23 protein-coding genes and 1 rRNA gene are annotated in these 26,728 nt (G+C 55.9%); 11 read left to right on the plus strand and 13 right to left on the minus strand.

The features are described from left to right. Window positions 1–119: 119 nt before the first annotated feature. Window positions 120–235: ribosomal RNA gene (gene rrf, locus FEZ62_RS20035) — 5S ribosomal RNA — on the plus strand. 263 nt (window positions 236–498) lie between these two features. On the opposite strand, the gene FEZ62_RS20040 is transcribed toward rrf, so the two are convergent. Beyond that, window positions 499–1,233 carry a phosphoadenylyl-sulfate reductase gene (locus FEZ62_RS20040; protein WP_069900124.1) on the minus strand — a complete coding sequence of 245 codons (735 nt, stop codon included), beginning with the start codon at window positions 1,231–1,233 and terminating at the stop codon, window positions 499–501. Between the two features lie 185 nt (window positions 1,234–1,418). Here FEZ62_RS20040 and thrH point away from each other — a divergent pair, with 185 nt between their 5' ends. Further along, window positions 1,419–2,036 carry a bifunctional phosphoserine phosphatase/homoserine phosphotransferase ThrH gene (thrH, locus tag FEZ62_RS20045; RefSeq protein ID WP_090512255.1) on the plus strand — a complete coding sequence of 206 codons (618 nt, stop codon included), beginning with the start codon at window positions 1,419–1,421 and terminating at the stop codon, window positions 2,034–2,036. An 89-nt stretch (window positions 2,037–2,125) separates the two neighbouring features. Here the strand turns inward: thrH and FEZ62_RS20050 are convergent, their stop codons facing one another. Further along, on the minus strand, window positions 2,126–2,944 hold the full coding sequence (locus FEZ62_RS20050; RefSeq protein WP_069900126.1) for a pyruvate, water dikinase regulatory protein: 819 nt from the start codon (window positions 2,942–2,944) through the stop codon (window positions 2,126–2,128). 177 nt (window positions 2,945–3,121) lie between these two features. On the opposite strand from FEZ62_RS20050, the gene ppsA reads away from it, so the two are divergent. The 8 genes from ppsA (at window position 3,122) to FEZ62_RS20090 (ending at window position 11,054) form a co-directional block, all read left to right on the plus strand. Beyond that, window positions 3,122–5,494, plus strand: coding sequence for a phosphoenolpyruvate synthase (ppsA, locus tag FEZ62_RS20055; protein WP_150549350.1), 2,373 nt, complete (start codon window positions 3,122–3,124; stop codon window positions 5,492–5,494). A gap of 62 nt (window positions 5,495–5,556) precedes the next feature. Continuing rightward, the gene (locus FEZ62_RS20060) at window positions 5,557–6,507 is read left to right on the plus strand and encodes an alpha/beta fold hydrolase (RefSeq protein ID WP_172929576.1); all 951 of its coding nucleotides are present in this window, start codon (window positions 5,557–5,559) and stop codon (window positions 6,505–6,507) included. Window positions 6,508–6,640: 133 nt separating this feature from the next. Continuing rightward, complete coding sequence (gene rraA / locus FEZ62_RS20065) at window positions 6,641–7,129, plus strand: ribonuclease E activity regulator RraA (protein ID WP_069900129.1); 489 nt, start codon at window positions 6,641–6,643, stop codon at window positions 7,127–7,129. Window positions 7,130–7,174: 45 nt separating this feature from the next. Beyond that, the gene (locus tag FEZ62_RS20070; RefSeq protein ID WP_069900130.1) at window positions 7,175–8,170 is read left to right on the plus strand and encodes a CorA family divalent cation transporter; all 996 of its coding nucleotides are present in this window, start codon (window positions 7,175–7,177) and stop codon (window positions 8,168–8,170) included. 55 nt (window positions 8,171–8,225) lie between these two features. Beyond that, window positions 8,226–8,471: a CrfX protein gene (locus FEZ62_RS20075; protein ID WP_069900131.1), complete on the plus strand. Its 246-nt coding sequence runs from the start codon at window positions 8,226–8,228 to the stop codon at window positions 8,469–8,471. Window position 8,472: 1 nt separating this feature from the next. Further along, on the plus strand, window positions 8,473–9,297 hold the full coding sequence (locus tag FEZ62_RS20080) for a mechanosensitive ion channel domain-containing protein (protein ID WP_069900132.1): 825 nt from the start codon (window positions 8,473–8,475) through the stop codon (window positions 9,295–9,297). A gap of 90 nt (window positions 9,298–9,387) precedes the next feature. Next, window positions 9,388–9,978 (plus strand): RNA polymerase sigma factor SigX, encoded by a 591-nt coding sequence (gene sigX, locus FEZ62_RS20085; protein WP_069900372.1) that lies wholly within the window; start codon window positions 9,388–9,390, stop codon window positions 9,976–9,978. Between the two features lie 110 nt (window positions 9,979–10,088). Further along, window positions 10,089–11,054: an OmpA family protein gene (locus FEZ62_RS20090; protein ID WP_172929577.1), complete on the plus strand. Its 966-nt coding sequence runs from the start codon at window positions 10,089–10,091 to the stop codon at window positions 11,052–11,054. A 72-nt stretch (window positions 11,055–11,126) separates the two neighbouring features. Here FEZ62_RS20090 and cobA read toward each other — a convergent pair whose 3' ends face one another. From cobA to FEZ62_RS20130, 8 genes are all read right to left on the minus strand, one after another. Continuing rightward, window positions 11,127–11,861 (minus strand): uroporphyrinogen-III C-methyltransferase, encoded by a 735-nt coding sequence (gene cobA, locus FEZ62_RS20095; protein ID WP_172929578.1) that lies wholly within the window; start codon window positions 11,859–11,861, stop codon window positions 11,127–11,129. Between the two features lie 30 nt (window positions 11,862–11,891). Further along, window positions 11,892–14,600, minus strand: coding sequence for a nitrate reductase (locus FEZ62_RS20100; protein WP_172929579.1), 2,709 nt, complete (start codon window positions 14,598–14,600; stop codon window positions 11,892–11,894). Window positions 14,601–14,632: 32 nt separating this feature from the next. Then, a complete protein-coding gene (nirD, locus tag FEZ62_RS20105) occupies window positions 14,633–14,944 on the minus strand; it encodes a nitrite reductase small subunit NirD (RefSeq protein ID WP_069900136.1) in 312 nt (103 codons plus the stop codon). Further along, a complete protein-coding gene (nirB, locus tag FEZ62_RS20110) occupies window positions 14,941–17,397 on the minus strand; it encodes a nitrite reductase large subunit NirB (RefSeq protein WP_090512236.1) in 2,457 nt (818 codons plus the stop codon). Before nirB ends, nirD begins: the two co-directional genes overlap by 4 nt. Before the next feature lie 271 nt (window positions 17,398–17,668). Then, a complete protein-coding gene (locus tag FEZ62_RS20115; RefSeq protein ID WP_172929580.1) occupies window positions 17,669–19,336 on the minus strand; it encodes a protein kinase in 1,668 nt (555 codons plus the stop codon). An 87-nt stretch (window positions 19,337–19,423) separates the two neighbouring features. Continuing rightward, entirely contained in the window at window positions 19,424–20,635 is a 1,212-nt protein-coding gene (locus FEZ62_RS20120) for a nitrate/nitrite transporter (protein ID WP_090512231.1), read from the minus strand. Window positions 20,636–21,381: 746 nt separating this feature from the next. Further along, window positions 21,382–21,825: a thioesterase family protein gene (locus FEZ62_RS20125; RefSeq protein ID WP_069900141.1), complete on the minus strand. Its 444-nt coding sequence runs from the start codon at window positions 21,823–21,825 to the stop codon at window positions 21,382–21,384. Between the two features lie 297 nt (window positions 21,826–22,122). Further along, entirely contained in the window at window positions 22,123–22,437 is a 315-nt protein-coding gene (locus FEZ62_RS20130) for a transcriptional regulator (RefSeq protein ID WP_069900142.1), read from the minus strand. 203 nt (window positions 22,438–22,640) lie between these two features. Here FEZ62_RS20130 and FEZ62_RS20135 point away from each other — a divergent pair, with 203 nt between their 5' ends. Next, window positions 22,641–23,033 carry a hypothetical protein gene (locus FEZ62_RS20135; RefSeq protein WP_069900143.1) on the plus strand — a complete coding sequence of 131 codons (393 nt, stop codon included), beginning with the start codon at window positions 22,641–22,643 and terminating at the stop codon, window positions 23,031–23,033. A gap of 46 nt (window positions 23,034–23,079) precedes the next feature. Here FEZ62_RS20135 and alaC read toward each other — a convergent pair whose 3' ends face one another. From alaC to FEZ62_RS20150, 3 genes are all read right to left on the minus strand, one after another. Further along, on the minus strand, window positions 23,080–24,318 hold the full coding sequence (alaC, locus tag FEZ62_RS20140) for an alanine transaminase (protein WP_172929581.1): 1,239 nt from the start codon (window positions 24,316–24,318) through the stop codon (window positions 23,080–23,082). A gap of 313 nt (window positions 24,319–24,631) precedes the next feature. Continuing rightward, on the minus strand, window positions 24,632–25,210 hold the full coding sequence (locus FEZ62_RS20145; protein WP_172929582.1) for an ANTAR domain-containing protein: 579 nt from the start codon (window positions 25,208–25,210) through the stop codon (window positions 24,632–24,634). 18 nt (window positions 25,211–25,228) lie between these two features. Further along, the gene (locus FEZ62_RS20150) at window positions 25,229–26,434 is read right to left on the minus strand and encodes a CmpA/NrtA family ABC transporter substrate-binding protein (protein WP_172929583.1); all 1,206 of its coding nucleotides are present in this window, start codon (window positions 26,432–26,434) and stop codon (window positions 25,229–25,231) included. Between the last annotated feature and the right edge of the window lie 294 nt (window positions 26,435–26,728).

The raw sequence follows: 26,728 nt of genomic DNA on the forward strand, positions 1-26,728 counted from the left end.
CACCCAAACAATTTGATGTTTGTGTGTCTCTGGAAGTAGAAACACCGAAAGTTTGCGAAACTACAAAGCATCACATACCCGATTCGAAGCAGCGTCCCTGACGAGGCTTCAACAAATTGCTTGACGACCATAGAGAATTGGAACCACCTGATCCCATCCCGAACTCAGAAGTGAAACGATTCATCGCCGATGGTAGTGTGGGGTTTCCCCATGTGAGAGTAGGTCATCGTCAAGCGCCTATACCAAAACCCCAGATCGTGTAAACGGTCTGGGGTTTTACTTTGTGCGCTGGAAAATGCTCGGGTGTTCGGAAGCGGCGGGCAGCAGGCAGCAAAGCGGCGCCACTACTATCGCAGGTTGTTTAGCCCCGTTGCGCGGTGCTAAACAGCGCAGTCCACGGCGTTGCTATCCAGTACAGGTTGCATCTATAAAAAGCCGGTCATAAAAAAGCGCCTATGCAGTCATGCATAAGCGCTTTTGAATCAGGCGTGTGAGCTGTCAGTTCTTGGCGATCAAGTTGCCAGCATGCAGGCCGCATTCTTTTTGGGTTGCTTCTTCCCACCACCAGCGACCTTCGCGCTCGTGCTGGTTGGGCAGAACTGGGCGGGTGCATGGCTCACAACCAATGCTGATAAAGCCACGTTCATGCAGCGCATTGTAAGGCAGTTCGAGCATGCGGATATACGCCCAAATCTCTTCGCTGGTCATTTGTGCCAGCGGATTGAACTTGTAGAGCGGCTTCTCTTCGGTGCCAAACGCGCCATCAATCTCGACAGCGGCTACCTGGCTACGGGTGCCAGGGCTCTGATCACGACGCTGGCCTGTTGCCCAGGCGCGTACTTGCGAAAGTTTTTTGCGCAGCGGGGCTGTTTTGCGGATGCCGCAGCATTGTGAATGGCCGTCCTGATAAAAACTGAACAGACCCTTTTCCTTGACCATGGCCTGCAGTGTTTCTGCATCCGGTGAAAGTATCTCGATCTGTATCCCGTAATGGTTACGTACCTGATCGATAAACCGGTAGGTTTCAGGGTGCAGGCGCCCAGTGTCCAGGCTGAATACTTTGACGTTCTTATTAAGTTTCCAGGCCATGTCGACGAGGACGACATCTTCTGCGCCGCTGAACGAAACCCAGAGATCATCGCCAAAATGCTCGAAGGCCAGTTTGAGGATGTCTTGTGCAGATTTGCTGGCGTATGAGGCAGCCGCTTCGGCGACATCGAAGGGGTGGTTCATCAGGCTGTATCCTTAGTTATCGTGGTGTCTGGCACCTTGTGCGGGGGATGGTAACAAAATCCTGTTATGCGTCTAAATAACCTTCAGCCATGTCTATTGCCATATTTGCGTATAAGCACGCGTTGCATGGCGTTTACCAAATCGCTAGAGTGCCGCCTCGACTAAAAACAATCCTGGAGCATCCTGTGGAAATCGCTTGTCTCGACCTCGAAGGTGTCCTCGTTCCTGAAATCTGGATCGCGTTCGCCGAGAAAACTGGTATCGAATCGCTTAAAGCGACCACTCGGGATATTCCCGATTACGACGTGTTGATGCAGCAGCGCCTGCGTATTCTGGACGAGCACGGGCTGAAGCTTTCTGATATTCAGGAAGTGATCGCCACCCTCAAGCCACTCGAGGGTGCAGTTGAGTTTGTTGATTGGCTGCGCGAACGTTTCCAGGTAGTCATTCTGTCCGACACTTTCTACGAGTTCTCCCAACCCTTGATGCGTCAGCTCGGTTTTCCGACGCTGCTTTGCCACAAGTTGATCACCAATGAGCAGGATCAGGTCGTCAGCTATCAGTTGCGTCAAAAGGACCCGAAGCGCCAGTCGGTGCTGGCGTTCAAGAGTCTCTATTATCGGGTGATTGCGGCAGGTGACTCGTATAACGACACCACCATGCTGGGCGAGGCGGATGCCGGTATTCTGTTCCATGCACCGCAAAATGTAATTGCTGAATTCCCGCAATTTCCAGCCGTGCACACTTATGAAGACCTTAAGCGTGAGTTCATCAAGGCTTCAAACCGCGACCTGAAGCTTTAGGGCTCTAGATAAGCTGAATTTATTAATGCGCAAAAAAACCACGATCGAGCTTTGGCTGTCGTGGTTTTTTTATGCCTGGCGCTGGCGCGTTATTTAAAGCGACGTTCTACGCCTTTCTCGACAAGAATTTTTGCCGAGATTTCCTCAACCGAGAAGTGCGTTGAGTTGATGGAGTTGATGTTTTCGCGGCGGAACAGGTTCTCGACCTCACGCACCTCGAACTCGCACTGGGCGTAACTGGCATAGCGGCTATTGGGCTTACGCTCGTTGCGAATCGCGGTCAGGCGCTCTGGGTCGATGGTCAGGCCAAACAGCTTCTCTTTATACTTTTTCAGCGAGGCTGGCAGTTGCAGGCGTTCCATGTCTTCTTCGGTCAACGGATAGTTGGCGGCGCGAATGCCATACTGCATTGCCATGTACAGACACGTAGGCGTTTTGCCGCAGCGTGACACACCCACCAGGATCAGGTCCGCTTTGTCATAGTAATGCGTGCGCGCACCGTCATCGTTGTCGAGGGCGAAGTTGACCGCCTCGATGCGCTCCATGTAGTTGGAATTGTGTCCAATGGAGTGCGATTTACCAACCGAGTAGGAGGAGTGCGAAGACAATTCCTGTTCGAGCGGTGACAGGAACGATGAGAAGATATCAATCATGAAACCTTCGGATTCAGCGAGGATTTCGCGAATATCCTGATTGACAATGGTGTCGAAAATAATTGGCCGAGTGCCATCCCGCTCGGCAGCCGTGTTGATTTGTTGTACCATGGCGCGCGCCTTTTCCACGCTGTCGATGTATGGGCGCGTGAGTTTAGTGAAGCTGATGTTCTCGAATTGTGCCAACAGACTCTGGCCAAGCGTTTCGGCTGTAATGCCGGTACCATCGGAGATGAAGAAGGCGGTTCGTTTCATTTGCGCAATGGGCCTTAAGCTGAGTACATTTCTTGGCTATGATAGGCCTCGCTCAAGCAGGCCCAACAGCCTGCATTGTTACTTATTTTCCAGGGCCCGGCCACAATCAGGCATATTCCCTTTGCTGCGATTGCCCAGCTCCTGAGCTTTTCCAATACCTTTAGTGGAGAGATCACCTTGGTAGAGTACGTAGTTTCCCTCGATAAGCTCGGCGTCCACGATGTTGAGCACGTAGGGGGCAAGAACGCCTCCCTGGGCGAGATGATCAGCAATCTTGCCGGCGCCGGTGTTTCGGTTCCTGGCGGTTTCGCCACTACTGCGCAAGCGTATCGTGACTTCCTTGAGCAGAGCGGCCTCAACGCAAAAATTCACGAGGCACTCGACGCGCTCGACGTTGATGACGTTAACGAGCTGGTTAAAACCGGCGCCATGATTCGTCAGTGGGTCATGGAAGCTCCGTTCCCTGAGCGTTTGGACAGCGAAATCCGCAAAGCGTTTGCTGAAATGGCTGGCGATAACAGCAATATGGCTGTTGCCGTACGCTCATCGGCAACCGCAGAAGACCTGCCGGACGCCTCATTCGCCGGTCAGCAAGAGACCTTCCTCAATATCCGTGGCGTCGATAACGTCATCCGTGCGGCCAAGGAAGTGTTTGCATCGCTGTTTAACGACCGCGCTATTGCTTACCGCGTGCACCAGGGCTTTGACCACAAATTGGTCGCCTTGTCTGCCGGCGTTCAGCGCATGGTCCGTTCGGAAACTGGCACCGCTGGCGTGATGTTTACCCTTGATACCGAATCCGGTTTCCGTGACGTCGTGTTTATTACCGGCGCCTACGGCCTCGGCGAGACTGTGGTGCAGGGCGCTGTAAACCCTGACGAATTCTACGTTCACAAAAATACCCTTGAGGCTGGTCGCCCTGCGATCCTGCGCCGTAACCTCGGCAGCAAAGCCATCAAAATGATCTACGGTGACGAAGCCAAAGCCGGCAAGTCGGTCAAGGTTGTTGATGTGGACCGCGCTGATCGTGCGCGTTTCTGCCTCAGTGATGCAGAAGTCAGCGAACTGGCCAAGCAGGCCATGATCATTGAAAAGCACTACGAGCGTCCGATGGACATCGAGTGGGCCAAAGATGGTGATGACGGCAAGCTGTACATCGTTCAGGCTCGCCCTGAAACCGTTAAGAGCCGTGCCAGCGCCACCGTGATGGAGCGCTACCTGCTGAAAGAAACCGGTACTGTTCTGGTTGAAGGCCGCGCAATTGGCCAGAAGATCGGCGCTGGTAAGGTGCGTGTCATCAACGATATCGCTGAAATGGACAAGGTTCAGCCGGGTGATGTGCTTGTTTCGGACATGACCGATCCGGATTGGGAGCCGATCATGAAGCGCGCAAGCGCGATCGTTACCAACCGTGGTGGCCGTACCTGTCACGCCGCGATTATCGCACGTGAGCTGGGTATTCCTGCTGTAGTGGGTTGTGGCAACGCGACTCAACTGCTCAAGGATGGCCAGGGCGTCACCGTTTCGTGCGCTGAGGGCGACACCGGCTTTATCTTTGAAGGTGAGCTGGGCTTCGACATCCGCAAGAACTCGGTTGAGGCGATGCCAGATCTGCCGTTCAAGATCATGATGAACGTCGGTAACCCGGATCGTGCTTTCGACTTCGCTCAGCTGCCAAACGCAGGTGTAGGTCTGGCGCGTCTTGAGTTCATCATCAACCGCATGATTGGCGTGCACCCCAAGGCTTTGTTGAATTTCGCCGGCTTGCCAGCGGATATCAAGGAAAGCGTAGAGAAGCGCATCGCCGGTTACGACGATCCGGTCAACTTCTACGTCGAGAAGCTGGTTGAAGGTATCAGTACCCTGGCAGCAGCGTTCTGGCCGAAAAAGGTCATCGTGCGCCTGTCCGACTTCAAGTCCAACGAATACGCCAACCTGATCGGTGGCAAGCTGTACGAGCCGGAAGAAGAAAACCCGATGCTGGGTTTCCGTGGCGCCTCGCGTTACATCAGCGAAGCCTTCCGCGACTGCTTCGAACTCGAATGCCGTGCGCTGAAGAAAGTACGCAACGAGATGGGTTTGACCAACGTCGAAATCATGGTGCCGTTCGTACGTACCCTGGGCGAAGCCAGTCAGGTTATTGATCTGTTGGCGCAGAACGGTCTGGCCCGTGGTCAGGATGGTCTGAAGATCATCATGATGTGCGAATTGCCATCCAACGCCATTCTGGCTGAAGAGTTCCTCGAGTTCTTCGATGGCTTCTCCATTGGTTCGAACGACTTGACTCAGCTGACGCTGGGCCTCGACCGTGACTCCGGGATCATCGCCCATCTGTTTGACGAGCGTAATCCTGCGGTCAAGAAGCTTCTGGCTAATGCGATTGAAGCCTGTAACAAGGCCGGCAAATACATCGGTATCTGTGGTCAGGGCCCATCCGATCACCCTGATCTGGCACGCTGGCTGATGGAGCAGGGCATCGAAAGTGTCTCGCTCAACCCGGACTCTGTATTGGATACATGGTTCTTCCTTGCCGAAGGCCAGCAAGGCTGATAACCCTTCAATACAATTGATTAAGGGCGGGTTCTTCCGCCCTTTTTTGTGTCAGGTTGAAAATGCAAAGTAGCAGCAAGCTGTTCCCTGTCGCCTTGGTAAGCGCCGAAAATCGCGGTGATCTTAGTGAGGATGTTTATCGGTTAAAACCTGGCAACAGCCCGGATCGCAGTGTCGAGATTGCCCTGACGCGTTTGGGTAATGCAGGATTTGCCAACACCAGCGGTATACCTGTGGTCCTGCTGCATGGCAGCTTTTCTAACCGACGCTTCTGGTATTCCCCAAAATGTATTGGCTTGGGGCCGTATCTGGCGCGAGCAGGGTTTGATGTGTGGATTGCCGAGATGCGTGGTCACGGCCTGTCGCCTCGCAATCAGAGTTATCAAAGCAACTGCGTTGGCGATTATGCGCGTTACGATTTGCCTGCTATCAGTGACTTCATTTATGAGCAAAATGCCCGTCCAGCACACTGGATCGGTCACTCGTTGGGCGGTACGACACTGGCGGCAGCATTGGGTGGGTCTTACATGGAGCCTTCTCAAATCGCATCGGTTGCTTTGTGCGGCAGTCAAGTCAGTCGCAATTATTGGCTGCTCAAGGTGCCACCGGTGCAGTGGGTTGGGCGCTTTGTGCTTAAGCGTTTTGAAGTGTTGTCGGGCTCACGTCTAAAGCGCGGCCCGGAAGACGAGCCGATTGGTTTAGCGATTGAAGCGTTGCGCTGGCATGGCCTGTTCGGTCGCTTTGGTGATGCCGAGCGCAATTGGTGGCAGGGCCTGAGCAGCGTCAGTTTGCCGGTGATAGCTGTCGCGGGGGCAGGGGACAAACAGGATCCGCCCTGGGCGTGCCGCAAGTTGCTTGAGCAGTTCGGCTCGTCTGCTCGTGAATTCATTCAGCTGAGCAAGGCTGATGGCTACGCGACGGATTACGGGCACATAGAGATGCTGGTGAGTAAGACTGCGCAGCAGGAAGTCTGGCCATTGCTGCTGAACTGGATCACGCAATGCCAGGCCTGAAGTTGTCCGGTGGCGCTGGCGGATTGCGTTACCGGGTGTCCTGACTTTACATTGTGCTGTTAATCGGACGTTATGCGGGCGACTTGATTGCGCCTGCCACGTTTTCCAAACCATCTTCCAGAGGAGCATTCTTATGCATTACATCACTCCAGATTTGTGTGACGCCTACCCTGAACAGGTTCAGGTCGTAGAGCCGATGTTCAGCAACTTCGGTGGTCATGATTCCTTCGGCGGTGAAATTGTCACTATCAAGTGCTTTGAAGACAACTCCATTGTCAAAGAGCAGGTCGATCAGCCGGGCAAAGGCAAGGTCATGGTCGTCGACGGTGGCGGTTCCCTGCGCCGCGCGTTGCTGGGCGACATGCTGGCCGAAAAGGCTGCCAAAAATGGTTGGGAAGGCATCGTTATTTACGGCTGTGTGCGGGATGTTGATGTACTGGCACAAACCGATCTGGGTATTCAGGCGCTGGCAAGCCATCCGATGAAAACGGATAAGCGCGGCATCGGCGATCTCAACGTCACAGTGACATTCGGCGGCGTTACGTTCCGCCCGGGTGAGTTTGTCTATGCAGACAACAACGGCATCATCGTATCGCCTGTCGCATTGCAGATGCCTGAGTAAGATAAAAATTAAGACAACATTGCCAGCAGATGGGGGAGCTCAGGGATGAATGCGGATAAGGCCTCAACCGTGGGGCTTGTTCACGCCTATTTGCTCGATGGCTTGGGCGGCGGTCGCCCGCTTGAATGGGAGCAGGTGGTCAGTTTGCAATTGGAGGAGAAAGAAAGCCTCTGGTTGCACTGGGATCGAAGCCATCCGGATACTCAGCAGTGGTTGCGCTATGAAAGCGGGCTCAGCCAGTTTTCGTGCGACCTGCTGCTTGAGGAAAATACCCGGCCGCGCCTGCTGACATTGCCGGACAATGAGCTTCTGCTGTTCCTGCGGGGATTGAATCTCAATCCCGGCGCTGAGCCTGAGGACATGGTGTCGCTGCGTATTTTTGCGGATGCGCGCCGGGCCATTTCTTTGCGCTTGCGGCCGTTGCGTGCCACTGAAAGCGTGATTGCAGACCTGCATGCCGGGAAGGGGCCGAAAACCTCGTCCGAGTTGCTGCTGGCAATGGCGGATTATCTGACCGACAAGGTTGAGCTGCTGGTTACCGAGTTGTCTGAAGAGGTTGATGAGCAGGAAGACCTGCTCGATAACGACCCGGCCTTCACTCCGGACCATGGCTTGTTGCTGCAGGCGCGTCGCCGTGCTGCCAACCTGCGCCGCTTTCTGGCCCCGCAACGCGAAATATTTGCGCAACTTGCACGTAATCAGCAGCCCTGGTTCGTTGAGGATGACAGTGATTACTGGAATGAATTGCACAACCGCCTGACCCGTTATCTGGAAGAGCTCGACCTCAACCGTGAGCGCCTGAGCTTATTGCTCGAAGCCGAAAGTCGGCAAATGGACATTCGCATGAACCGGATCATGTACCGGTTCGGGATTATCACCGGGGTCTTTCTGCCGATGAGTTTTCTCACCGGCTTGCTCGGCATCAATGTCGGCGGAATTCCGTGGGCCGATAATCACTACGGATTTGCCATCGCCTGCTCGATTATGGCGGTGCTGGCGGTCGGCCAATGGTGGTTATTCCGCCGGTTGAAATGGGTCTGATGTGACTTGTGACGATTTTCGTGCATCTAGATATGCACACCTGATGAGGTAATTGATGCGCGACCCATTTGAAGATTCACTCCGCGATTTGTTGAACACGCCCTCGTCGAGTCGTGACGATGACGCGTGCCTTCATCGCGTGCTCAAGACAGCCAACCGGCAGGTCGGTGCGGGAGATCTTTTCGCATTGATGGGCAATTGGGTCGGCGCGGTAATGATGGCCCTGAATAACGGTTCAGCTCACGTCGCCCCGGTTTCGCGGCGCTCGGCTACCGCTCGTACGACAAATAAGGCTGACTGAAATGGAACTCGATCCCTGGACTCAAAGCCTGGTGGCTGCAATGACAGCACTCTGGACCAAGGTTGCCGGCTTTATTCCCAACCTGTTTGTTGCCCTTATTCTGGTGCTGCTGGGTTTTGTGGTTGCCAAGTTGCTCGACACCTTATTGTCAAAATTACTCGGCAAACTCGGTCTCGATCGGCTCATGGCCGGCACTGGCCTGACCAAGATTCTTGCGCGGGCCGGTATTCATGCGCCCGTTTCAACGCTTATCGGGCGCATTGTCTACTGGTTCGTGTTGTTGATTTTCCTGGTTTCGGCGGCCGAGTCGCTTGGGCTTGAGCGCGTCTCCGCGACCCTTGATGTGTTGGCCTTGTACCTGCCCAAAGTATTTGGCGCCGCATTGGTGCTGGTGGTTGGTGTGCTGCTTGCTCATCTGGTCAGTGGCATCGTGCGTGGCGCAGCCGATGGAGTCGGGCTTGATTATGCCGGTGGTCTGGGCCGTATCGCTCAGGGTCTGGTCATTATCATCAGCATCTCCGTGGCTATTGGTCAGCTCGAAGTCAAAACCGACTTGCTCAATAACGTCATTGCAATTGTACTGATTTCGGTGGGGCTGGCAGTCGCGCTTGCCCTGGGCTTGGGTAGCCGTGAAATTGCCGGCCAGATCCTTGCGGGTATTTATGTGCGTGAGTTGTACCAAGTGGGGCAGAGCGTTCAGGTCGCTGACATTGAAGGTGTGATCGAGGAAATCGGTACGGTGAAGACCCTGTTGCTGACAGACGAAGGTGAATTGGTGTCGATAGCCAACCGTACACTCCTAGATCAGCGGGTAAGCAGTCGTTAAATCTGCAGATCCCTGCTAACCTGAGCCATCAGCCGGTCCTGGTCAGGTCTGGCTGTTTTCGATTTTGCCCTGAAGTTGGCTAAACTCGCTTTGAATAATACTCAACAAACGTCACAGCGTTACGATCCTCGCGAGCTCACCGATGAAGAGCTGGTTGTGCGTGCACACGGTGAGTTGTTTCACATAACGCGTGCCTACGAAGAGCTGATGCGTCGTTATCAGCGAACACTTTTTAACGTGTGTTCGCGATATTTAGGGAACGAACGTGATGCGGATGATGTCTGTCAGGAGGTAATGCTAAAAGTCTTATATGGTTTGAAGAGTTTCGAAGGGAAGTCTAAATTCAAAACATGGCTTTATAGCATCACTTACAACGAATGTATTACCCAGTACCGCAAAGAGCGCCGTAAACGTCGGTTGATGGATGCTCTAAGTTTGGACCCGCTGGAAGAGGCGTCAGATGAAAAGGCGCCGAAAGTTGAAGACCCTGTTGGATTGGATCGATGGTTAGTGCATGTAAATCCAATTGACAGAGAAATTTTAGTGCTACGCTTTGTCGCAGAGCTCGAGTTTCAGGAGATCGCAGATATAATGCACATGGGCTTGAGCGCTACTAAAATGCGATACAAGCGGGCGCTGGATAAATTACGAGAGAAGTTTGCAGGTATTACCGAAAGTTAGTGCGAGTGCAAATTTTCTTTTGCGTAATGACGAGTTCTGATAAGCTCGTCGCAGATTTGTGTGGAATAGATTCACGCATTTCAATCAATCACCAAGATGGGGATTTACGGATGAAACTGAAAAACACCTTAGGCATAGCTGTTGGCTCACTTGTCGCTGCTTCTTCCATGGGCGTGCTGGCTCAAGGCCAAGGCGCAGTCGAGGTGGAAGGCTTTGTTAACGAATACTTCACCGACTCGTCACGCAACTATGCACACGACGAAGGCAGTGAGTACGGCGGTTCCATTGGTTACTTCCTGACCAAGGACGTCGAGTTGGCATTGGCTTACGGCGAATACCACAGCCTGAACGGCGACTCCGCTCTGGGTAACAAGGACATCAAAGGCAACCAGACTGACCTTAAAGCCCTGTACCACTTTGGTGAGCCTGGCGCCGGTCTGCGTCCATACGTATCTGGCGGCTTCGCCCACCAGAGCATCAGCAACACTGTTGCTGGTGGCCGTAACAGCTCCACTCTGGCTACCATTGGCGCTGGCGCCAAGTACTACTTCACCGAAATGTTCTATGCACGTGCAGGCGTTGATGCTCTGTACAACATCGACCAGGGTGACACTGAATGGCAAGCCGGTGTTGGTGTCGGTCTGAACTTCGGCGGCGCAGCTCCAGTAGTTGCAGCAGCAGTTGTTGAGCCAGAGCCAGCTCCAGTTGTTGAAGAGCCTGCTGAAATCGTTCGTGTTGAACTCGACGTTAAATTCGATTTCGACAAGTCTCAGGTTAAAGAAGAAAGCTACACAGACATCAAAAACCTGGCTGATTTCATGAATCAGTACCCACAAACTACCACCACTGTTGAAGGTCACACTGACTCCGTCGGTACTGACGCTTACAACCAGAGCCTGTCCGAGAAGCGTGCTACCGCTGTTCGTGACGTTCTGGTTAACCAGTACGGTGTAGGTGGCGAGCGTGTTGACGCTGTTGGCTACGGCGAGTCCCGCCCAGTTGCTGACAACTCTACTGCTGACGGCCGCGCTGTAAACCGTCGCGTAGAAGCTGCTGTAGAAGCTGAAGCCAAGTAATTGGTTGTAAGCTTGTAAAAAAACCCGGCTTCGGCCGGGTTTTTTTATGCGCATAATTTGCTGTTTAGTGCATCAGGCCTGCGCTGCAATTGACGCCATGGCTGTTTGCGCCACTTCGCCAATTACCAGGATCGCGGGGCTTTTCAACTCGAATGCCTTGGCGCTCTGGCTCATCTGCGCCAGATTTGAACGGCATTCCCGTTGTTCGGGCAATGAGGCGCTTTCAATCATGGCGACCGGCATGTCGCTGCGCATACCGGCGGCGATCAAGCTGCTGGCAACCTCATCAAGTTTGGCCACACCCATGTATACCACCAGCGTTGTGCCCGACTGCGCCAATGCTTGCCAGTTCAGGCTGCTGTCATCCTGAGTGTGGGCGGTTACCAGCGTGACGCCACGTGCAACACCTCTCAGTGTCAGTGGAATTGAACAGTTGGTCGCGCCTGCGAGCCCGGCGGTAATGCCGTTGACGATCTCGGCGTCGATAGCGCGGTCCTTAAGCCACTCTGCCTCTTCGCTGCCCCGACCAAAAATGCACGGATCTCCACCCTTGAGCCGGACAACGCATTTGCCTTGACGCGCGTAGCGCAGCATCAACCGTTGGATGAATGCCTGCGGTGTTGAACGACAACCGCCGCGTTTACCAACCGGCAACACGCGTGCATTTGTGCAGTGCTCAAGCACGGCAGGATTGACCAGATCATCAATCAGTACCACATCTGCCATCGACAGTGCGCGCACTGCCTTGAGGGTCAGCAGCTCCGGATCACCCGGACCTGCGCCAACTAACCAGACTTTGCCTTTCATGGGCTCTACTCCAAAGTCGCTAAAAAGTGCTTAAGCGCTGAGTGCGCAGTGATGGTTGCGCAGCAGCTGATTAATCTCCGGGATGCACGAACCACAACTTGTGCCGCAACCCAGCTGGGTTTTCAGCTGCGCAAGATCGGCGCCGCCAGCGATGGCCGAATTGACCTGCTGCAGGCTGACATTCATGCAGTTGCACAGGGTTTTGGAGGATTCGATTGATACCGTGCCAGGCGCTGCCGATAGCGGGGCCAGTAGCCAGCGCCGCAATGATTCGTCGGCCTGGCCCTTGTTCCATAAATCCTTAAGCCAATGGCGTGCAGCCGTTTCACCGGCGAGGCGAATAGAGGTGATGCGACCCTGTTCGATGCGCACCCGTTTGCCGACCGCCCGCACCGGATCGTCGTAGGCAAGTACCGGCCCATTATCAACGGCCAGCAGTTGGTCGATCTTGGCCAGGAGCACGCTGTTCGGCGCTTGCTCGTTCGCGGCGGAAATCATCAGAGCTGGGCGGTCGCGGCCGGTGAGGGCGAAGTTGGCATAGCTGAATGATTCGAACAGCGGCCGTAACTGGCTAAAGCGCTGTTGGACGTTGCCTTCGATCAAGGCAAATAACTGCCAGGGCAAATCAGCTTTTTCTATATTGATGGCGCAATGCTTCAGTTCGGGCTGGCGGGAAAGCGGGTCCACGGCTGGTAATGTCAGTGCATTGGTGCCGAGCCCTTTGAGAAACCGATCGCCCCAATGCATCGGCAAATAGGCCTGGCCGCTGCGGACCGAGTCGTCGCCTTGCACGGCAACCACCAGTTTTCCGCGGCGACTGCTTACTCTTACCAAGTCACCGTCTTGCAGGCGGCGACGGCGTAATTCATCCGGATGTACAGACAATGCAGCTGTTTGCACATGGCCGAACAGCCGGGCCGCGTTGCCGGTTCGGCTCATACCGTGCCAGTGATCGCGCAGGCGTCCGGTATTGAGCGTGAGTGAATGGCGTGCATCGCGCTTCTCTTTCGGCGCCGCGTAAGCTTCGCTGACAAATTGTGCCCGACCGTTGGCCGTGGCGAACTTCCCGTCGCTATACAGCCGAGCGGTTCCGTGCTGTGCGCCAGCAGGGAAGGGCCACTGCTGCGGGCCAATTTCATCAAGCAGGCTGTAAGTGAGTCCGCTGATGTCCAGATCACGACCAGCGGTTAGCTGTTTGTATTGCTCGAACAGTTGTTCTTCACTTTCAAATTCAAACAGTCCGGGCATGCCGGGGCGTAAGCGCTGTTCCAGCCGCCGAGCGAAGTCGGTGGTAATTGCCCAGTCCGGGCGGGCAGCGCCTGGGGCAGATACCGCGCGGCGCACATGGCTGATGCGGCGTTCCGAGTTGGTCACTGTGCCGGCCTTTTCGCCCCAGCTTGCTGCCGGTAGCAGCAAGTCAGCGAAGGCGCAGGTTTCGGTAGTGAAGAACGCCTCTTGCACCACCACGAACGGGCAACTTGCCAAGGCTTTTTGCACGTTGTGCTGGTCTGGTAACGATTGTGCGGGATTGGTGCAGGCGACCCACAGGGCTTTGATCTTGCCGGCGTTAACTTGCTCAAACAGCTCAATAGCGCTCAGGCCCGGCGAGCTGGGCAGGCTTTCGACGCCCCAGTAATCAGCAACAGCTTGGCGATCATCTGCATTGGCCGCTTCGCGGTGGCCGGGCAGAAGGTTGCTCAGGCTGCCGGTTTCACGCCCGCCCATGGCATTGGGTTGGCCGGTCAGCGAGAAAGGCCCCGCGCCAGCTTTGCCAATTTGCCCAGTCGCCAAGTGCAGGTTAATCAAGGCGCTGTTCTTGGCAGTGCCGGAACTCGATTGATTAAGGCCCATGCACCACAACGACAAGAAGTTTTCGGCTTTGCCAATCAGCTGCGCGCACTGCTGTAACTGCTCCAGCGAGATGCCGCAGATCTCGGCAACCACGCCCGGCGTGTAGTTGCGGACTAACTGTTTTAATGCGTCGAAACCGTCGGTGTGTTGTTCGATGTAGTTTCGATCAATCCAGCCTTCCCACATCAGGATATGCAAGATGCCATGAAACAGTGCTACGTCAGTGCCTGGAAGAATGGCCACATGCATATCGGCCAGATCACAGGTGTCGGTACGCCGTGGGTCGATGACAATAACGCGCATGTCAGGTTTGGCCGCTTTGGCTTCTTCCAGTCGCCGGAACAGCACCGGATGCGCATAGGCCATGTTGCTGCCTGCAATCACGATGCAGTCGCTCAGTTCAATGTCCTGATAGTTGCACGGCGGTGCATCCGCTCCCAGGCTGCGCTTGTAACCGACAACTGCCGAAGACATGCACAGGCGAGAGTTACTGTCGATGTTGTTAGTGCCAATAAGACCGCGCGCCAACTTGTTAAACGCGTAATAGTCTTCGGTTAGTAGTTGCCCCGATACATAGAAGGCGACACTGTCGGGGCCATGCTCGCGAATAGTCTCGGCGAATACACTGGCGGCGTGGTCCAGCGCTTCATCCCATGAAGTACGCGCCCGCGCAAGTTGTTTGCCCAAGCGCAGCTCCGGATACAAACCGCGTGCGTCGAGGTCGCCAGTAAGGTGCAAAGTCGAGCCTTTGCTGCAGAGCTTTCCAAAGTTGGCAGGGTGTTCCGGATCGCCTCTAACGTCGACTATTTTGTCGCCGTCGTGCTCGATCAGAACGCCACAGCCAACACCGCAATAACAGCAGGTAGACGCGGTAGTTGTCGTGGCCATGGCCGTATCTCCCAAAAGCTTAACGTTGCGGCTCAGTTGCGCAGTGCCAATAGCACGCGACCGTTTTCAACTTTGGCCTCATGCCGATGCGCGCAGCCTTGGTCTGGCGCTAATGCCTCGCCAGACTCCAGTTCGATCTGCCAGTTATGCAGCGGGCATGAGACGCGCTTGCCATAAATCAGGCCCTGAGAGAGTGGGCCGCCTTTATGCGGGCAGCGATCGTCCAGGGCAAAGACTTCATCATCAGCGGTCCTGAACACGGCGATATCACCGCTCGGGCCGAGCACGATGCGCGAGCCCAGTGGATTGATCTCTTCGAGGGCGCATATATCCAGCCAGCTCATACCGGCACCTCTTCAACGACGGTTACAGGAATACGTTGGAATTCTTTTTTCAACTGCGGTGTTTCTATTCGCTGTTTCCACGGGTCTTGTTCAAACGACAGCGAGTACTGCAGTCGCTCGTTCAGCGCTTTGCGGTTTTCGGCATCTTCAATAACGGCTTGTTTGATGTAGTCCATGCCGACCCGTTGCAGGTAGTGCACGGTGCGCTCCAGATAAAACGCTTCTTCGCGGTAAAGCTGTAGAAAGGCGCCGTTGTATTCACGCACTTCCTCGGCTGTTTTAAGTTTGACGAAGAACTCGGCTACTTCAGTCTTGATCCCGCCGTTACCACCGATATACATCTCCCAGCCGGAGTCGACGCCGATAATCCCGACATCCTTGATGCCGGCCTCGGCGCAGTTGCGCGGACAACCCGAAACAGCAAGTTTGACCTTGTGCGGTGACCACATGTTGAAAAGGTCATGCTCAAGATCGATGCCCATTTGCGTGGAGTTTTGCGTGCCGAATCGACAGAACTCGCTGCCGACACAGGTTTTCACGGTGCGGATGGATTTGCCGTAAGCGTGGCCGGACGGCATATCCAACTCTTTCCAGACGTTTGGCAGGTCATCTTTCTTGATGCCCAGCAGGTCGATGCGTTGACCGCCGGTAACCTTGACCATTGGCACCTGGTATTTGTCGGCCACATCGGCGATGCGGCGTAATTCCGCTGCGCTGGTTACACCGCCCCACATGCGCGGAACAACGGAATAGGTGCCGTCTTTCTGGATGTTGGCGTGAGCGCGCTCGTTGATCAGGCGCGACTGTGCATCGTCGATTGCCTCGCCCGGCCAGGTTGAGATCAGGTAGTAGTTGAGCGCGGGGCGGCAGGTTGCACAGCCATTGGGCGTGCTCCAGTTCAGGTGCTGTTGTACGGCCACGATGCTGGTGAGGTGGTGCTCACGGATGGCCTGACGGATCTGACCATGGGTGCTGTCGCTGCAGCCGCAAATAGCTTTCTCGCTCTTGGGCTTTACGTCCGCCGCGCCGCCAACGGTGCTGATAAGGATCTGTTCGACCAGCCCGGCGCATGAGCCGCACGAACTGGCAGCCTTGGTGTGCTTCTTTACGTCATCAACACTGAACAGGCCGTTCTCCTGAATAGCCTTGACGATGGTGCCCTTGCATACACCGTTGCAGCCGCAGACCTCGGCGGTATCGGGCATGTTGGCGGTTTTGTCCTGACCTTGGTGACCGACATCGCCAATCGCGTTTTCGCCAAACATCAGGTGATCACGGGTCTGGCTGATATTCTGCAGCTCGCGGATCTGGCGGAAGTACCAGCCGCCGTCTGCCGTGTCGCCGTACAGGCACGCACCAATCAGTTGATCGTTCTTGATCACCAGCTTCTTGTAAACGCCACCGATCGGGTCTGACAGGGTGATGGTCTCGGTGCCTTCGCCGCCCATGAACTCGCCAGCCGAGAACAAGTCGATGCCGGTTACCTTGAGTTTGGTCGAGGTGACGGAGCCTTGATATCGGGCGAAGCCGAGTTGCGCTAAATGGTTGGCGCAGACTTTTGCCTGATCAAACAGCGGCGCTACCAGACCATAGGCAATCCCACGATGGCTGGCGCATTCGCCGATGGCGTAAACCCGCGGATCGAACGTTTGCAGCGTGTCGTTGACCAAAATTCCGCGGTTGCAGGCAATCCCGGATTTTTCCGCCAGTTCGGTGTTCGGCCGAATCCCGGCCGCCATCACCACCAGATCCGCGGCGATCACATCGCCATCGGTAAATTTCACCGCGCAGACGCGGCCGTCACCGTTGTCGAGCAATTCGGCGGTGTGCTTGGGCAGCAGGAATTTCAGGCCGCGTTCGCTCAGCGATTGCTGCAGCAACTCACCGGCATTGCGGTCGAGCTGGCGTTCCATCAGCCATTCGCCGATATGCACCACGGTTACATCCATTCCGCGCAGCTTGAGTCCGTTGGCAGCTTCCAACCCCAGCAGGCCGCCACCGATTACAACGGCATGGCTGTGGGTCTTGGCGGTTTCCATCATCACTTGGGTGTCGGCGATATCGCGGTAGCCGATCACGCCTTCGAGTTTGCTGCCGGGCACCGGCAGGATGAACGGCGTTGAGCCGGTGGCAATCAGCAAACGATCATATTCGGCCACGGTGCCATCGCTGGCGATGACATGGCGCTGCTTGCGATTGATCTCGACCACTTTGCGGCCCAGCAGCAGATTGATGCCGTTGTCGCTGTACCAGTTGAGGTCGTTGAGGACGATCTCATCAAATGTTTGCTCGCCGGCCAACACCGGCGACAACAGAATGCGGTTGTAGTTGGGGTGCGGCTCGGCACCAAATACAGTTATTTCGTACATGTCCGGTGCGAGCTTCAGCAGCTCTTCCAGCGTGCGTATCCCGGCCATGCCGTTACCGATGAGAACCAGTTTTAGCTTTTTCATGCGGACGATCTCCTGCATAAAAATCACGGAAAACAAAAAAGGCGTCCCGCTAGTTGCCTAGCGAGGACGCCTTTGTCCAAGTCCCGTTCTGTCGGGAAGTGCAGTCTTCTTCGTTGAAGATCGCGCTTTATTTAAATTGTGAATTCCTTAAAGCAGTTACCGTGCCAATTCCCCAAGCCGCTGTTTTTAAGGGCGCTGAAGGTCAGACGGTTTGATTTTTACGGGCTTTTTGCACTGCTTTAATGCGGTATGGCTGCTTTTGGTGCGTGAATCAGCGCAGTACAGCAATGAACAGCACCACGTTAAGCGCCAGTGCGATTAGCGCTACTGTCCGCCATACAGCCAGCGGCTCGCGCTCCAGTAATGGCCGGGGGCGAATAGCCAGTGACTGGCGCTCGCCATGCTCAAGCTCAAGCAACCACTGCTCAGCCGTCTCGAAACGCTCATCCGGGTCTGCACAAATGGCATGCAGCAACTGCTGATCGACCCAGGCCGGCAGGTCCGGGCGATAACGGCTGGCCGCCGTCGGTTGTTTGAAGTGCGGGCGTTGGAAGGCTTCAATCTCGCCATACGGGTAATGGCCGGTGAGCGCCTGATACAGCGTAACGCCGGCTGCGAAAATGTCCTGGCTGGCGCTTGGGGCAGCACCGTTGAAGGCCTCGGGGGCGATATAGCTCGGTGTGCCCGCCACGGTTGTCGTCTCGACCGGCGACAAGCCGGGGCAGAAGGCCAAGCCAAAGTCGATAATGCGCACCTCACCGTCATCGCAGCAAAGAATGTTTTCCGGCTTGATGTCGCGGTGAATGATATTACGCCGGTGCAGCATGCCCAGTGCCTTGATCAGCCTTGGCGCAATACGCAGCCAATCGGCCAGGCTCAGGGGACCATCGGCTTTGAGCATTTCGGCAAGGGTATGCCCGGTGTATTGGCGTTGCAGATAATACAGATGCTGGCGCTGAGGTAACGGGTGCACTTCGGCAAAATGGCTGCCCGCTACACGGCGCAAAAACCACTCTTCGAGCAACAATGCGGGGGCTGCCTGCGGTTCATCCGCACGGTTGGCGGGCAGGGTTTTCAACAGCCAGTGCTGGCCCTGTTTGTCGCGCACGCGGTACATCAGTGATTGGCGCGACTGATGTAGCAGGTCTTCTACGTGCCAGCCTTCGAACTCTTTACCGGGCTGTAAAACGGGAGGGGCGGGCCACTGATGCAACTGCGCCAGTGTGTCGGCGAGGTGAGTCTCGGGCAGTGTTTCGATGTTGACCATCATTGCGCTGGCATTGTCCTGGCTGCCCGCAAGGTGAGCTGCGTGTATGAGCGCCTGCACGGCCGCCTCAGGCTCGCTGGCATCATGCAGTATGCTTGCAATGGTGTTGTCGCTTAGCGTTGCCCACACGCCGTCTGTGAGCAGCAGAAAGCTCTCTCCTTGGCGCAGCTCACCGTCCAGATAGTCGATGATCACATGCTGATCCAGGCCCATCGCCCGCTTGAGCACATGCTGCATGCCCGACTGCTGCCAGACATGATCCTGGCTGATCACCTCAAGCTTGCCGGCGAACCAGCGGTAAACACGGCAGTCACCGATGTGCGCAAGCGTGAAGCGCCGACCGCGCACCACCAGCGCGCTCAGAGTGGTGAGCAGGGGTTGGCCGCCACCGTTGGCCTGTAGCCAGCGATTGTGGGCAATCAGCACGCGGTCGAGGCTTTGGTTAACCGACCAGGTTTCAGGCGTCGCGTAGTAATCAAGTGCCAGCGCTTGCAGGGTCGCCTGCGCAGCAAGCTGGCCGTCTGCGCACTGGCTTACACCGTCTGCCAATGCGAACAGGTGGCCTTTGCTTTCAGCCAAGGCAGGCGCGGGCGTGACGATGCGCATGGCATCCTGATTCTCCGCACGTGGCCCGGTTGCACTGGCTTCACCAAACGATAATTGCAATGCCACAGTTACCTCGGCAATTTTTGATAACGAAACGAGCGCTGCCCCGCACGCGGCACCATCAAACGGGCTAGCGTGCGGGGCAGCAACTCATCAGACCCGTGCTGCGGTGAATGCAGCAGAGCCCCAAGTGGTGCGCCAGCGTTGCTTGACCCCGTAGAGACCGAACCAGGCCAGAATGCCGAGGCTGGCAAATAACCAGAGGCCCAGCTGATAGTCGCCGGTGTGTTGCTTGATGGCGCCAAGGCCTGCTGCAAGCAGGAATCCACCGACGCCACCTGCCATGCCGATGAGGCCGGTCATTACCCCGATCTCCTTGCTGAAGCGCTGCGGTACCAATTGGAAGACAGCGCCGTTACCCGCGCCCAGCCCAAGCATGGCGCAGACAAACAGGGCCAGTGCGGCCGCCGAACTTGGCAAGTTGAAACCCACGGCTGCGATGCAGACCGCGGCGACCGTGTACATCATCAACAGTGCGCGTATGCCACCAATACGATCAGCCAACGCGCCGCCAAGAGGGCGTAGCAGGCTGCCGGCAAACACGCAGGCGGCCGTGTAGTAGCCAGCCGTCACCGGATTGAGGCCGTACTGGTCGCTGAAGTAGCCCGGCAGGGCGCTGGCAAGGCCGATAAAGCCGCCGAATGTGACGCTGTAGAAGAACATGAACCACCAGCTGTCACGGTCACCCAGCGCCTTCATGTAATCGGCCAGCGCTTTCGGCTTAGGCCGGTTCGGTGAGTTCTTGGCAAGCAGGGCAAACACCACCAGCGTGATAACCAGTGGAATCAGCGCCCAGCCAAACACATTCTGCCAGCCAAACATGGCGGCCAATGCCGGCGCGAAGATGGCGGCCAGCACGGTGCCAGAGTTCCCGGCGCCGGCAATACCCATGGCTTTGCCCTGATGCTCTGGCGGATACCATTGCGAGGCCAGCGGCAGGGCGACAGCGAAGGAGGCACCCGCAACGCCCAGACACAGCCCCAGCAGGATGGCGTGCTCATACGTTTCGATGCCGATTTGCCATGCAGCAAACAGCGAGGTGATAACAATCACCTGGCCAATCAAGCCAGCGGTTTTGGGCGATAAGCGATCCGCCAACAGGCCCATGACGATGCGCAAAACTGCGCCGGCGAGAATCGGCGTGGCGACCATCAACCCGCGTTGTTGGGTGGTCAGTTCGAGATCGGTAGCAATCTGTACCGCCAGTGGCCCGAGCAGATACCAGACCATGAAACTCAGGTCAAAATACAGAAATGCAGAGAACAGCGTGGGTGTGTGGCCCGCTTTCCAGAAGCTTGTATTCATCGAACACCTCATCAGCAATTAATGACCGTGGGCGAATCCGACCAACAACGTCAAAATGGCGGTTGCGCCCTGACGGTGCGTCGCACAAGTGCGTCACCGTGGCTTAAAGCCACAACAGGGTTATTGAGTAACGGGCACAACGCGCCGTGCTGGCCGGTTGTGCAAGCCCCGATCGCTGGGGTAAAACGCAAAAAACGCCGCATCAACCAAACGCAAATTGCGTAAAGCTGAGGCGACGTCTTTGTCGTAGGGTGGCAACCGCCTTTGGCTACCTGCAGTTAGCCAAAGCAAAACATGAGCCAATATTGCCAAGTGCCGCGCTAGAGCGGTTTGTATGGCTTGCCTGTGAAGTGCGGTGATTTAAAGCGGTGCAAGAAGCGTGAGCAGCGCACGAAAAAGTGCGTGAGGGGTGCGCTGCAGCGTATGGCGTAATGTTCCGACAAACGCTGCGCGCGGGGTGATGCCAAGTGGCTTAGCGGGCGATGGATTGGCGCTCCGCCTGTCGGCTGTGAGTGGCCACAGTTACTGTCTCACTGCTACTCGTTGCACTACCTGTAGTGTTTTGTGCATGGGTGGGGAGCGGAGCGGTGAGTAAGACGATAGCCAGAACGTTGGACATGAATCCGGCTTGGCGAAGGTGGCTGCGCATAGCTGACATTGTGATTCCCCCGTACATTTATGATTATTGTGTTAGGCGTAGCAGAGCAATCACGCTTTGTCACGGCGGGACTGAAAAATAATTTCAGTCAGTCAACCCAATTCACTTGAGGGAATTTGGCTTTGAAGTCTGCCGGCATGCGCACGACGGATGAGGCCACGTAGTCAAAAAACACAAAGCCCGATTTAGCCATCGCAATCAGCGCGTTGTCGGCAGGGCGGGTGATACGGAAGGTGATATCGCCGCCGTATTTGTTGAAGTCCATAACGCCGACCTCAAACAGCAACTGATCGCGGGCATGGGCTTCATTGCGGTAAGTGGTCGCAAGGTCCGTCACGATAATACCGGCACCCTCAGTGCCAGGTTCGCCAATGCCGAACTCGAACAGAAAACGCGCTCGCGCCTCGGAGATCATGGAAATCATCGAATCGTTGCCAAGGTGGTTGGCCGCGTTGATATCGGTCACCCGTACGGTCAGCTGGGTGCTGTAGCAGTATTGGTGTTCAGGAAATTGCAGGGTCAGTCGGGCCATGATGATTCTCGCAAGGGCGGCGGTTAGGCATAACGCAATGCGCGATATTGTACGTGGCTTTGAGGGAATGTCGGCAGTGCATTACGCCGCAGTTAGACTGATTGAGGGATATTGAGCATTTAAAGTGAATGCTTAGAGTTGGATGTAAGTTACTTAAATATCAAATTGATAGGAAAGTTATCTAATCTTATTTGTGAGGTGAAAAGGACCCGCTCTGGCGATTGCACGGCAGCGCATTGGTGCCATGCAATCGCGCTCCAGCGCGCGAGTATAGAGTTTGAGCCCCTTATCGGCGACTCAATTTGCCGGGCACATGCGCGGCTCTTCGACGAAGTCCTTGAGCCAACGCAGTACTTCTACCGCATCCCAGCGGGTGGGGTCGAACATGGCATAGGCCAGCCCTTGATAACCCACCACATCCAACGGCTTGTGATACCCCCCGCGTTGCAGCAGCGCCTCTATTTCTGCAAAGCAGGTGTTGAAGTGAACCCGGTTGAATGGGGTTTTGCCTTCGGTGACGATCCCCTCAAGGTGCAATTCATCGACTGTCGCACGGATTTTATCGAGGCTCATCCGGTTTACTAAGGACTTGAGTTGCATTACATCCTGCATGATTTTGCTCCGGTCGGCGCTGAAAGAAGAACCACCTGCCTGGCTGCGGGTGTGTCAGTTCGAGGATCAAAGGATAATGCAAAAGTACTGTACAAATAAACAGTATTGAGCTTTAGTATCTCCACGCTGGCGGCAAATGCTCTCACTCAAGCAGCAATGTCGCCCCATCCAGATGTTCGGAACAAGGTGGAGGTACACGAGCAATGCAACAAATACTTATGACAATTTTGCTGTCGGCCTTACTGATGGGCTGCGCGCAGCCGCAGGTTGAAGGCCCGAAGGCCAACGGTAATTACCTAGTGATCGATAACGACGAGGCGTGGGCCGTACTGGTCGCCGACGGTGTGCGAGTTGAGGAGCACGGTACGGTTATCGGCGCCATACATCTCGACAGTCCGGTAACGGCGGTGGCGGCCAGCTATGTGATCGACACCCCCAATTGCGGGCGTGTGCAGTGGCTGACGGAACGCGAAGATGCAGCAGACGGTGCAACCAGCCTGATGTCGTTGCACTACAACAAGCAGTTGGCTGATTCGTCGTGTGTGATTGGTGAGGGCTTGAGTCGGGTATGGACCGTGCTGGATTACTCAAGCTGAAACCCTGCTGGCGGGTGGTGCCAGCAGGATGCATTGCGCTGGTGCTTCAGTCGTCCGAAGCTTTACGCGGCTTGGTGGCGGGGGGCTGGATTAATCCATCGGCGCGGAACATGTTCTTGATGCCGCGCAGGGCCTGACGGATTCGGTCCTGATTTTCGATCAGGGCAAAGCGCACATGGTCATCGCCATAGTCGCCAAAGCCGATCCCGGGCGATACGCACACCTTGGCTTCGGCCAGCAGTTTCTTGGCAAATTCCAGCGATCCCAGGGCTGCATACGGCTGCGGTATCTTGGCCCAGACGTACATCGAGGCTTTAGGGTTCTCGACCATCCAGCCCATTTCGTGCAGGCCTTTGACCATAAGGTTGCGGCGCTGGCGATATTGTTCGGCGATATCACGCACACATTGTTGATCACCCTCAAGGGCTGCAATCGCAGCAACTTGCAGCGGGGTGAAGGTGCCGTAGTCGTGATAACTCTTGATGCGCGCCAGGGCATTCACCAGCTCTTTGTTGCCGACCATGAAGCCGATGCGCCAGCCTGCCATGTTGTAGCTTTTCGACAGGGTGAAGAACTCAACCGCAACATCCTTGGCGCCAGGCACTTGCATGATCGATGGCGCTTTCCAGCCGCCATAAACGATATCGGCATACGCCAGATCATGCACCACCAGCACATCGTACTGCTTGGCCAGCGCAACTACGCGCTCAAAGAAATCCAGTTCTACGCACTGCGCCGTGGGGTTTGACGGGAAGCCCAGAATCATCATCTTCGGCTTCGGGATCGATTCGCGAATGGCGCGTTCAAGCTCGGCAAAAAAATCCACGCCTGGCACCAGCGGTACTGAACGTACCTGCGCACCTGCCAATACCGCGCCGTAGATATGGATTGGGTAGCTGGGATTTGGCACCAGTACCGTGTCGCCATGGTCCAGGGTGGCGAGCATCAAATGCGCCAGGCCTTCTTTGGAGCCGATGGTGACGATGGCCTCATCTTCCGGGTCGATATCCACTTGATAGCGATCCGCGTACCAGCGCGAAATAGCCCGGCGCAGGCGCGGAATACCGCGTGAAGTGGAGTACCCGTGGGTGTCTTCGCGTTGAGCAACTGTGCAGAGTTTTTCAACAATGTGCGGCGGCGTCGGGCCGTCGGGATTGCCCATGCTGAAATCAATGATGTCTTCGCCACGGCGACGAGCAGCCATTTTCAGTTCGGCAGTAATGTTGAAAACGTAAGGGGGGAGACGATCGATGCGCGCAAAGCGGCGCTTAGCTTGCTCAGCCATTGAAACCTCGAAGTACGTAAGCGCCCGGAACCGTCCGAGCGACGCTGGCCGGTGCGGCGGCCTGGATGCAAAGATATGCGAGCCTGAGCGGCTTGTCTAGCGCGGGGCATGCAGAGGCATTAGCTACAGGCCAGTGTTGCTCCTAAGGCGAAACGCCGGCTGGCCTTGCCACACAGTCGGGCCGACCCAGAGATGACCGTACGCTTGCGCTGCCGCGCAAAAGGTTGCCCGAACGCTGACAGCGCCGCGTGACTGTGTATCGCAACGCAGCAGTCACTATTTTGCCGGTACAGTTTATGATCGATAACAGCCGCTAACTGCCGAGCAGGTCGTTCATCGCGATGATCTGCTCAGCCACCTGAATCAGTTTTTGCTGGCGGCTCATGGCCTGGCGGCGCATCAGGGTATAGGCCGCTTCCTCATCGCAACTCTTCATCTTCATGAGCAGGCCTTTGGCCAGTTCGATTCGCTTGCGTTCGGCCAGTTGAGCGTCGCGGGCGTGCAACTGCGCACGCAGCGCCTGATCACTCTCGAAGCGCGCCATTGCCACATCAAGAATCGGTTGCAGGCGCTGGGCGTGAATACCCTCGACAATATAAGCACTCACGCCAGACTGAATCGCCTGACGCATAACCGCCGGGTTGTGTTCATCGGTGAACATCACAATCGGTCGTGGCTGGTCGCGGCTGACCAGTACCACTTGCTCCATGACATCCCGGCCCGGTGAGTCGCTGTCTATAAGCACCACGTCAGGCCTGACCGCCTCGACGCGGGTGGGCAGGTCGATGGTCAGACCGGACTCTTCGATTACCTCGAAACCGGCTTCGATCAGCGCGGCTTTGAGGCGTCCGACTTTTTTCGGGGTGTCGTCTATCAGTAGAACGCGCATCATGCTTCGGTCTCCTGCCAGTTAGTTGGCAATGCCTGAGCGAGTGCTCAAGGCATGCAGATCGAAACTTGTGGCGTAGCGCTCGGGGTCGAGGCCGTCCCAGCACTTGCCGTCCATCAGGGTGCTGCTGCGCATAGGCGCTGGAATCTTGATGTCCAGCGCCGTGGCGGCCTGACGATACAGATCCAGCTGATGTATCTGCTGCGCAACTGCCAGGTAGTCGGGGGCTTCACGCAACAAGCCCCAGCGGCGAAACTGGCTCATGAACCACATGCCATCTGATAAGTACGGCATGTTGACCGCGCCGCCCGCGTGAAAATGCAGCGGATGCGGATCAGCCCAAGCGTTGCCGAGGCCGTCTTGATAATGCCCGAGAAAGCGCGGCTCGACACTCGACAGCGGCGCATTGAGGTATTCGCTGCTGCTGATCAGCTTGGCGGTGCTGCGTTTGTTTTCCGGGTTTTCATCAATGAAACGACTGGCTTCGAGCACGCTCATGGTCAGTGCGCGTGCCGTATTGGGGTACAGCTCAACGAATTCGCGGGTAACCCCCAAAACTTTTTCCGGATGATCGGCCCAGATGCTTTGGCTGGTGGCCACCGTAAAACCCTGATTCTGATCGACCGCCATTGCGCCCCATGGCCCGCCAGCGCAAAAACCATCAATGCGCTGCGCCTGCAGATGCTCGACCATTTGCGCTGGCGGCACTACTACGGTGCGTACATCTTCAAGTGGATGGATGCCATTGCTGGCCAGCCAGTAGTAGAGCCACATGGCGTGCGTGCCAGTTGGGAAGGTCTGGGCGAAAGTCAGTTTTGCACCGTCATGATGCACGTGCTGGTGCAGTGCCTCGCCATTGGTCACGCCGGCCTGCATCAGTTGCGCCGACAGGTTGATGGCCTGACCGTTCTGATTGAGGCCCATGAGAATGGCCATGTCTGTGGCAGGGCCGCCAATACCCAGATGCGTGCCATAGATTTGTCCGTACAGCACTTGAGCCGCATCGAGTTTGGTGCTGAGCAACTTGTCGCGCAGCGTGGCCCAGGACGCCTGACGCTGCAGGTTCAAGGTCAACCCGTAGGGCTGAGCAAAGCCTTGTGTTGCTGCCACTATCAGTGATGCTGAATCCGTGAGGGCCATAAACCCCAGGTTGAGTACGCTTTTTTCGGGTGCGTCTGAGCCGTTAACCCAATCAAGTACATCACTGCGACGAGTGCTATCGCTCATTGCCCGTTCCTTTCGCAACACAAAAAAGCGTCGTATCCGTGACTGCTTCAAGCAGAACAGAAACGACGCCATTGTCAGATCATGCGCTCCACCTTTGCAGCGCATGCCTCGATATAAGCAAGCCATGTGCCACTGAGCAGTTACGCCTGGTTTTGGGTTTGTTTCAGGCATAAAAAAAACCCCGCACGAGGCGGTAATGCTGTTCACTTAAGCGGAGCAGCCTTACGGTCAACTGGATACCGGGTTTTGGAAATCTTCACCGTCCTTGGTCTACCTGGCCTTGGACGGTGATCC

This window comes from Pseudomonas sp. MS19 (assembly GCF_013277615.1).
In the GTDB taxonomy this organism is placed as follows: domain Bacteria; phylum Pseudomonadota; class Gammaproteobacteria; order Pseudomonadales; family Pseudomonadaceae; genus Aquipseudomonas; species Aquipseudomonas marincola.

Coding starts and splice junctions, on each gene's coding strand:
- FEZ62_RS20040 (WP_069900124.1), bottom strand. CDS start 1,233: ATGAACCACCCCTTCGATGTCGCCGAAGCGGCTGCCTCATACGCCAGC.
- FEZ62_RS20050 (WP_069900126.1), bottom strand. CDS start 2,944: ATGAAACGAACCGCCTTCTTCATCTCCGATGGTACCGGCATTACAGCC.
- FEZ62_RS20060 (WP_172929576.1), top strand. CDS start 5,557: ATGCAAAGTAGCAGCAAGCTGTTCCCTGTCGCCTTGGTAAGCGCCGAA.
- rraA (WP_069900129.1), top strand. CDS start 6,641: ATGCATTACATCACTCCAGATTTGTGTGACGCCTACCCTGAACAGGTT.
- FEZ62_RS20070 (WP_069900130.1), top strand. CDS start 7,175: ATGAATGCGGATAAGGCCTCAACCGTGGGGCTTGTTCACGCCTATTTG.
- FEZ62_RS20075 (WP_069900131.1), top strand. CDS start 8,226: ATGCGCGACCCATTTGAAGATTCACTCCGCGATTTGTTGAACACGCCC.
- FEZ62_RS20080 (WP_069900132.1), top strand. CDS start 8,473: ATGGAACTCGATCCCTGGACTCAAAGCCTGGTGGCTGCAATGACAGCA.
- FEZ62_RS20090 (WP_172929577.1), top strand. CDS start 10,089: ATGAAACTGAAAAACACCTTAGGCATAGCTGTTGGCTCACTTGTCGCT.
- cobA (WP_172929578.1), bottom strand. CDS start 11,861: ATGAAAGGCAAAGTCTGGTTAGTTGGCGCAGGTCCGGGTGATCCGGAG.
- FEZ62_RS20100 (WP_172929579.1), bottom strand. CDS start 14,600: ATGGCCACGACAACTACCGCGTCTACCTGCTGTTATTGCGGTGTTGGC.
- nirD (WP_069900136.1), bottom strand. CDS start 14,944: ATGAGCTGGCTGGATATATGCGCCCTCGAAGAGATCAATCCACTGGGC.
- nirB (WP_090512236.1), bottom strand. CDS start 17,397: ATGAAAAAGCTAAAACTGGTTCTCATCGGTAACGGCATGGCCGGGATA.
- FEZ62_RS20120 (WP_090512231.1), bottom strand. CDS start 20,635: ATGAATACAAGCTTCTGGAAAGCGGGCCACACACCCACGCTGTTCTCT.
- FEZ62_RS20125 (WP_069900141.1), bottom strand. CDS start 21,825: ATGGCCCGACTGACCCTGCAATTTCCTGAACACCAATACTGCTACAGC.
- FEZ62_RS20130 (WP_069900142.1), bottom strand. CDS start 22,437: ATGCAGGATGTAATGCAACTCAAGTCCTTAGTAAACCGGATGAGCCTC.
- FEZ62_RS20135 (WP_069900143.1), top strand. CDS start 22,641: ATGCAACAAATACTTATGACAATTTTGCTGTCGGCCTTACTGATGGGC.
- alaC (WP_172929581.1), bottom strand. CDS start 24,318: ATGGCTGAGCAAGCTAAGCGCCGCTTTGCGCGCATCGATCGTCTCCCC.
- FEZ62_RS20145 (WP_172929582.1), bottom strand. CDS start 25,210: ATGATGCGCGTTCTACTGATAGACGACACCCCGAAAAAAGTCGGACGC.
- FEZ62_RS20150 (WP_172929583.1), bottom strand. CDS start 26,434: ATGAGCGATAGCACTCGTCGCAGTGATGTACTTGATTGGGTTAACGGC.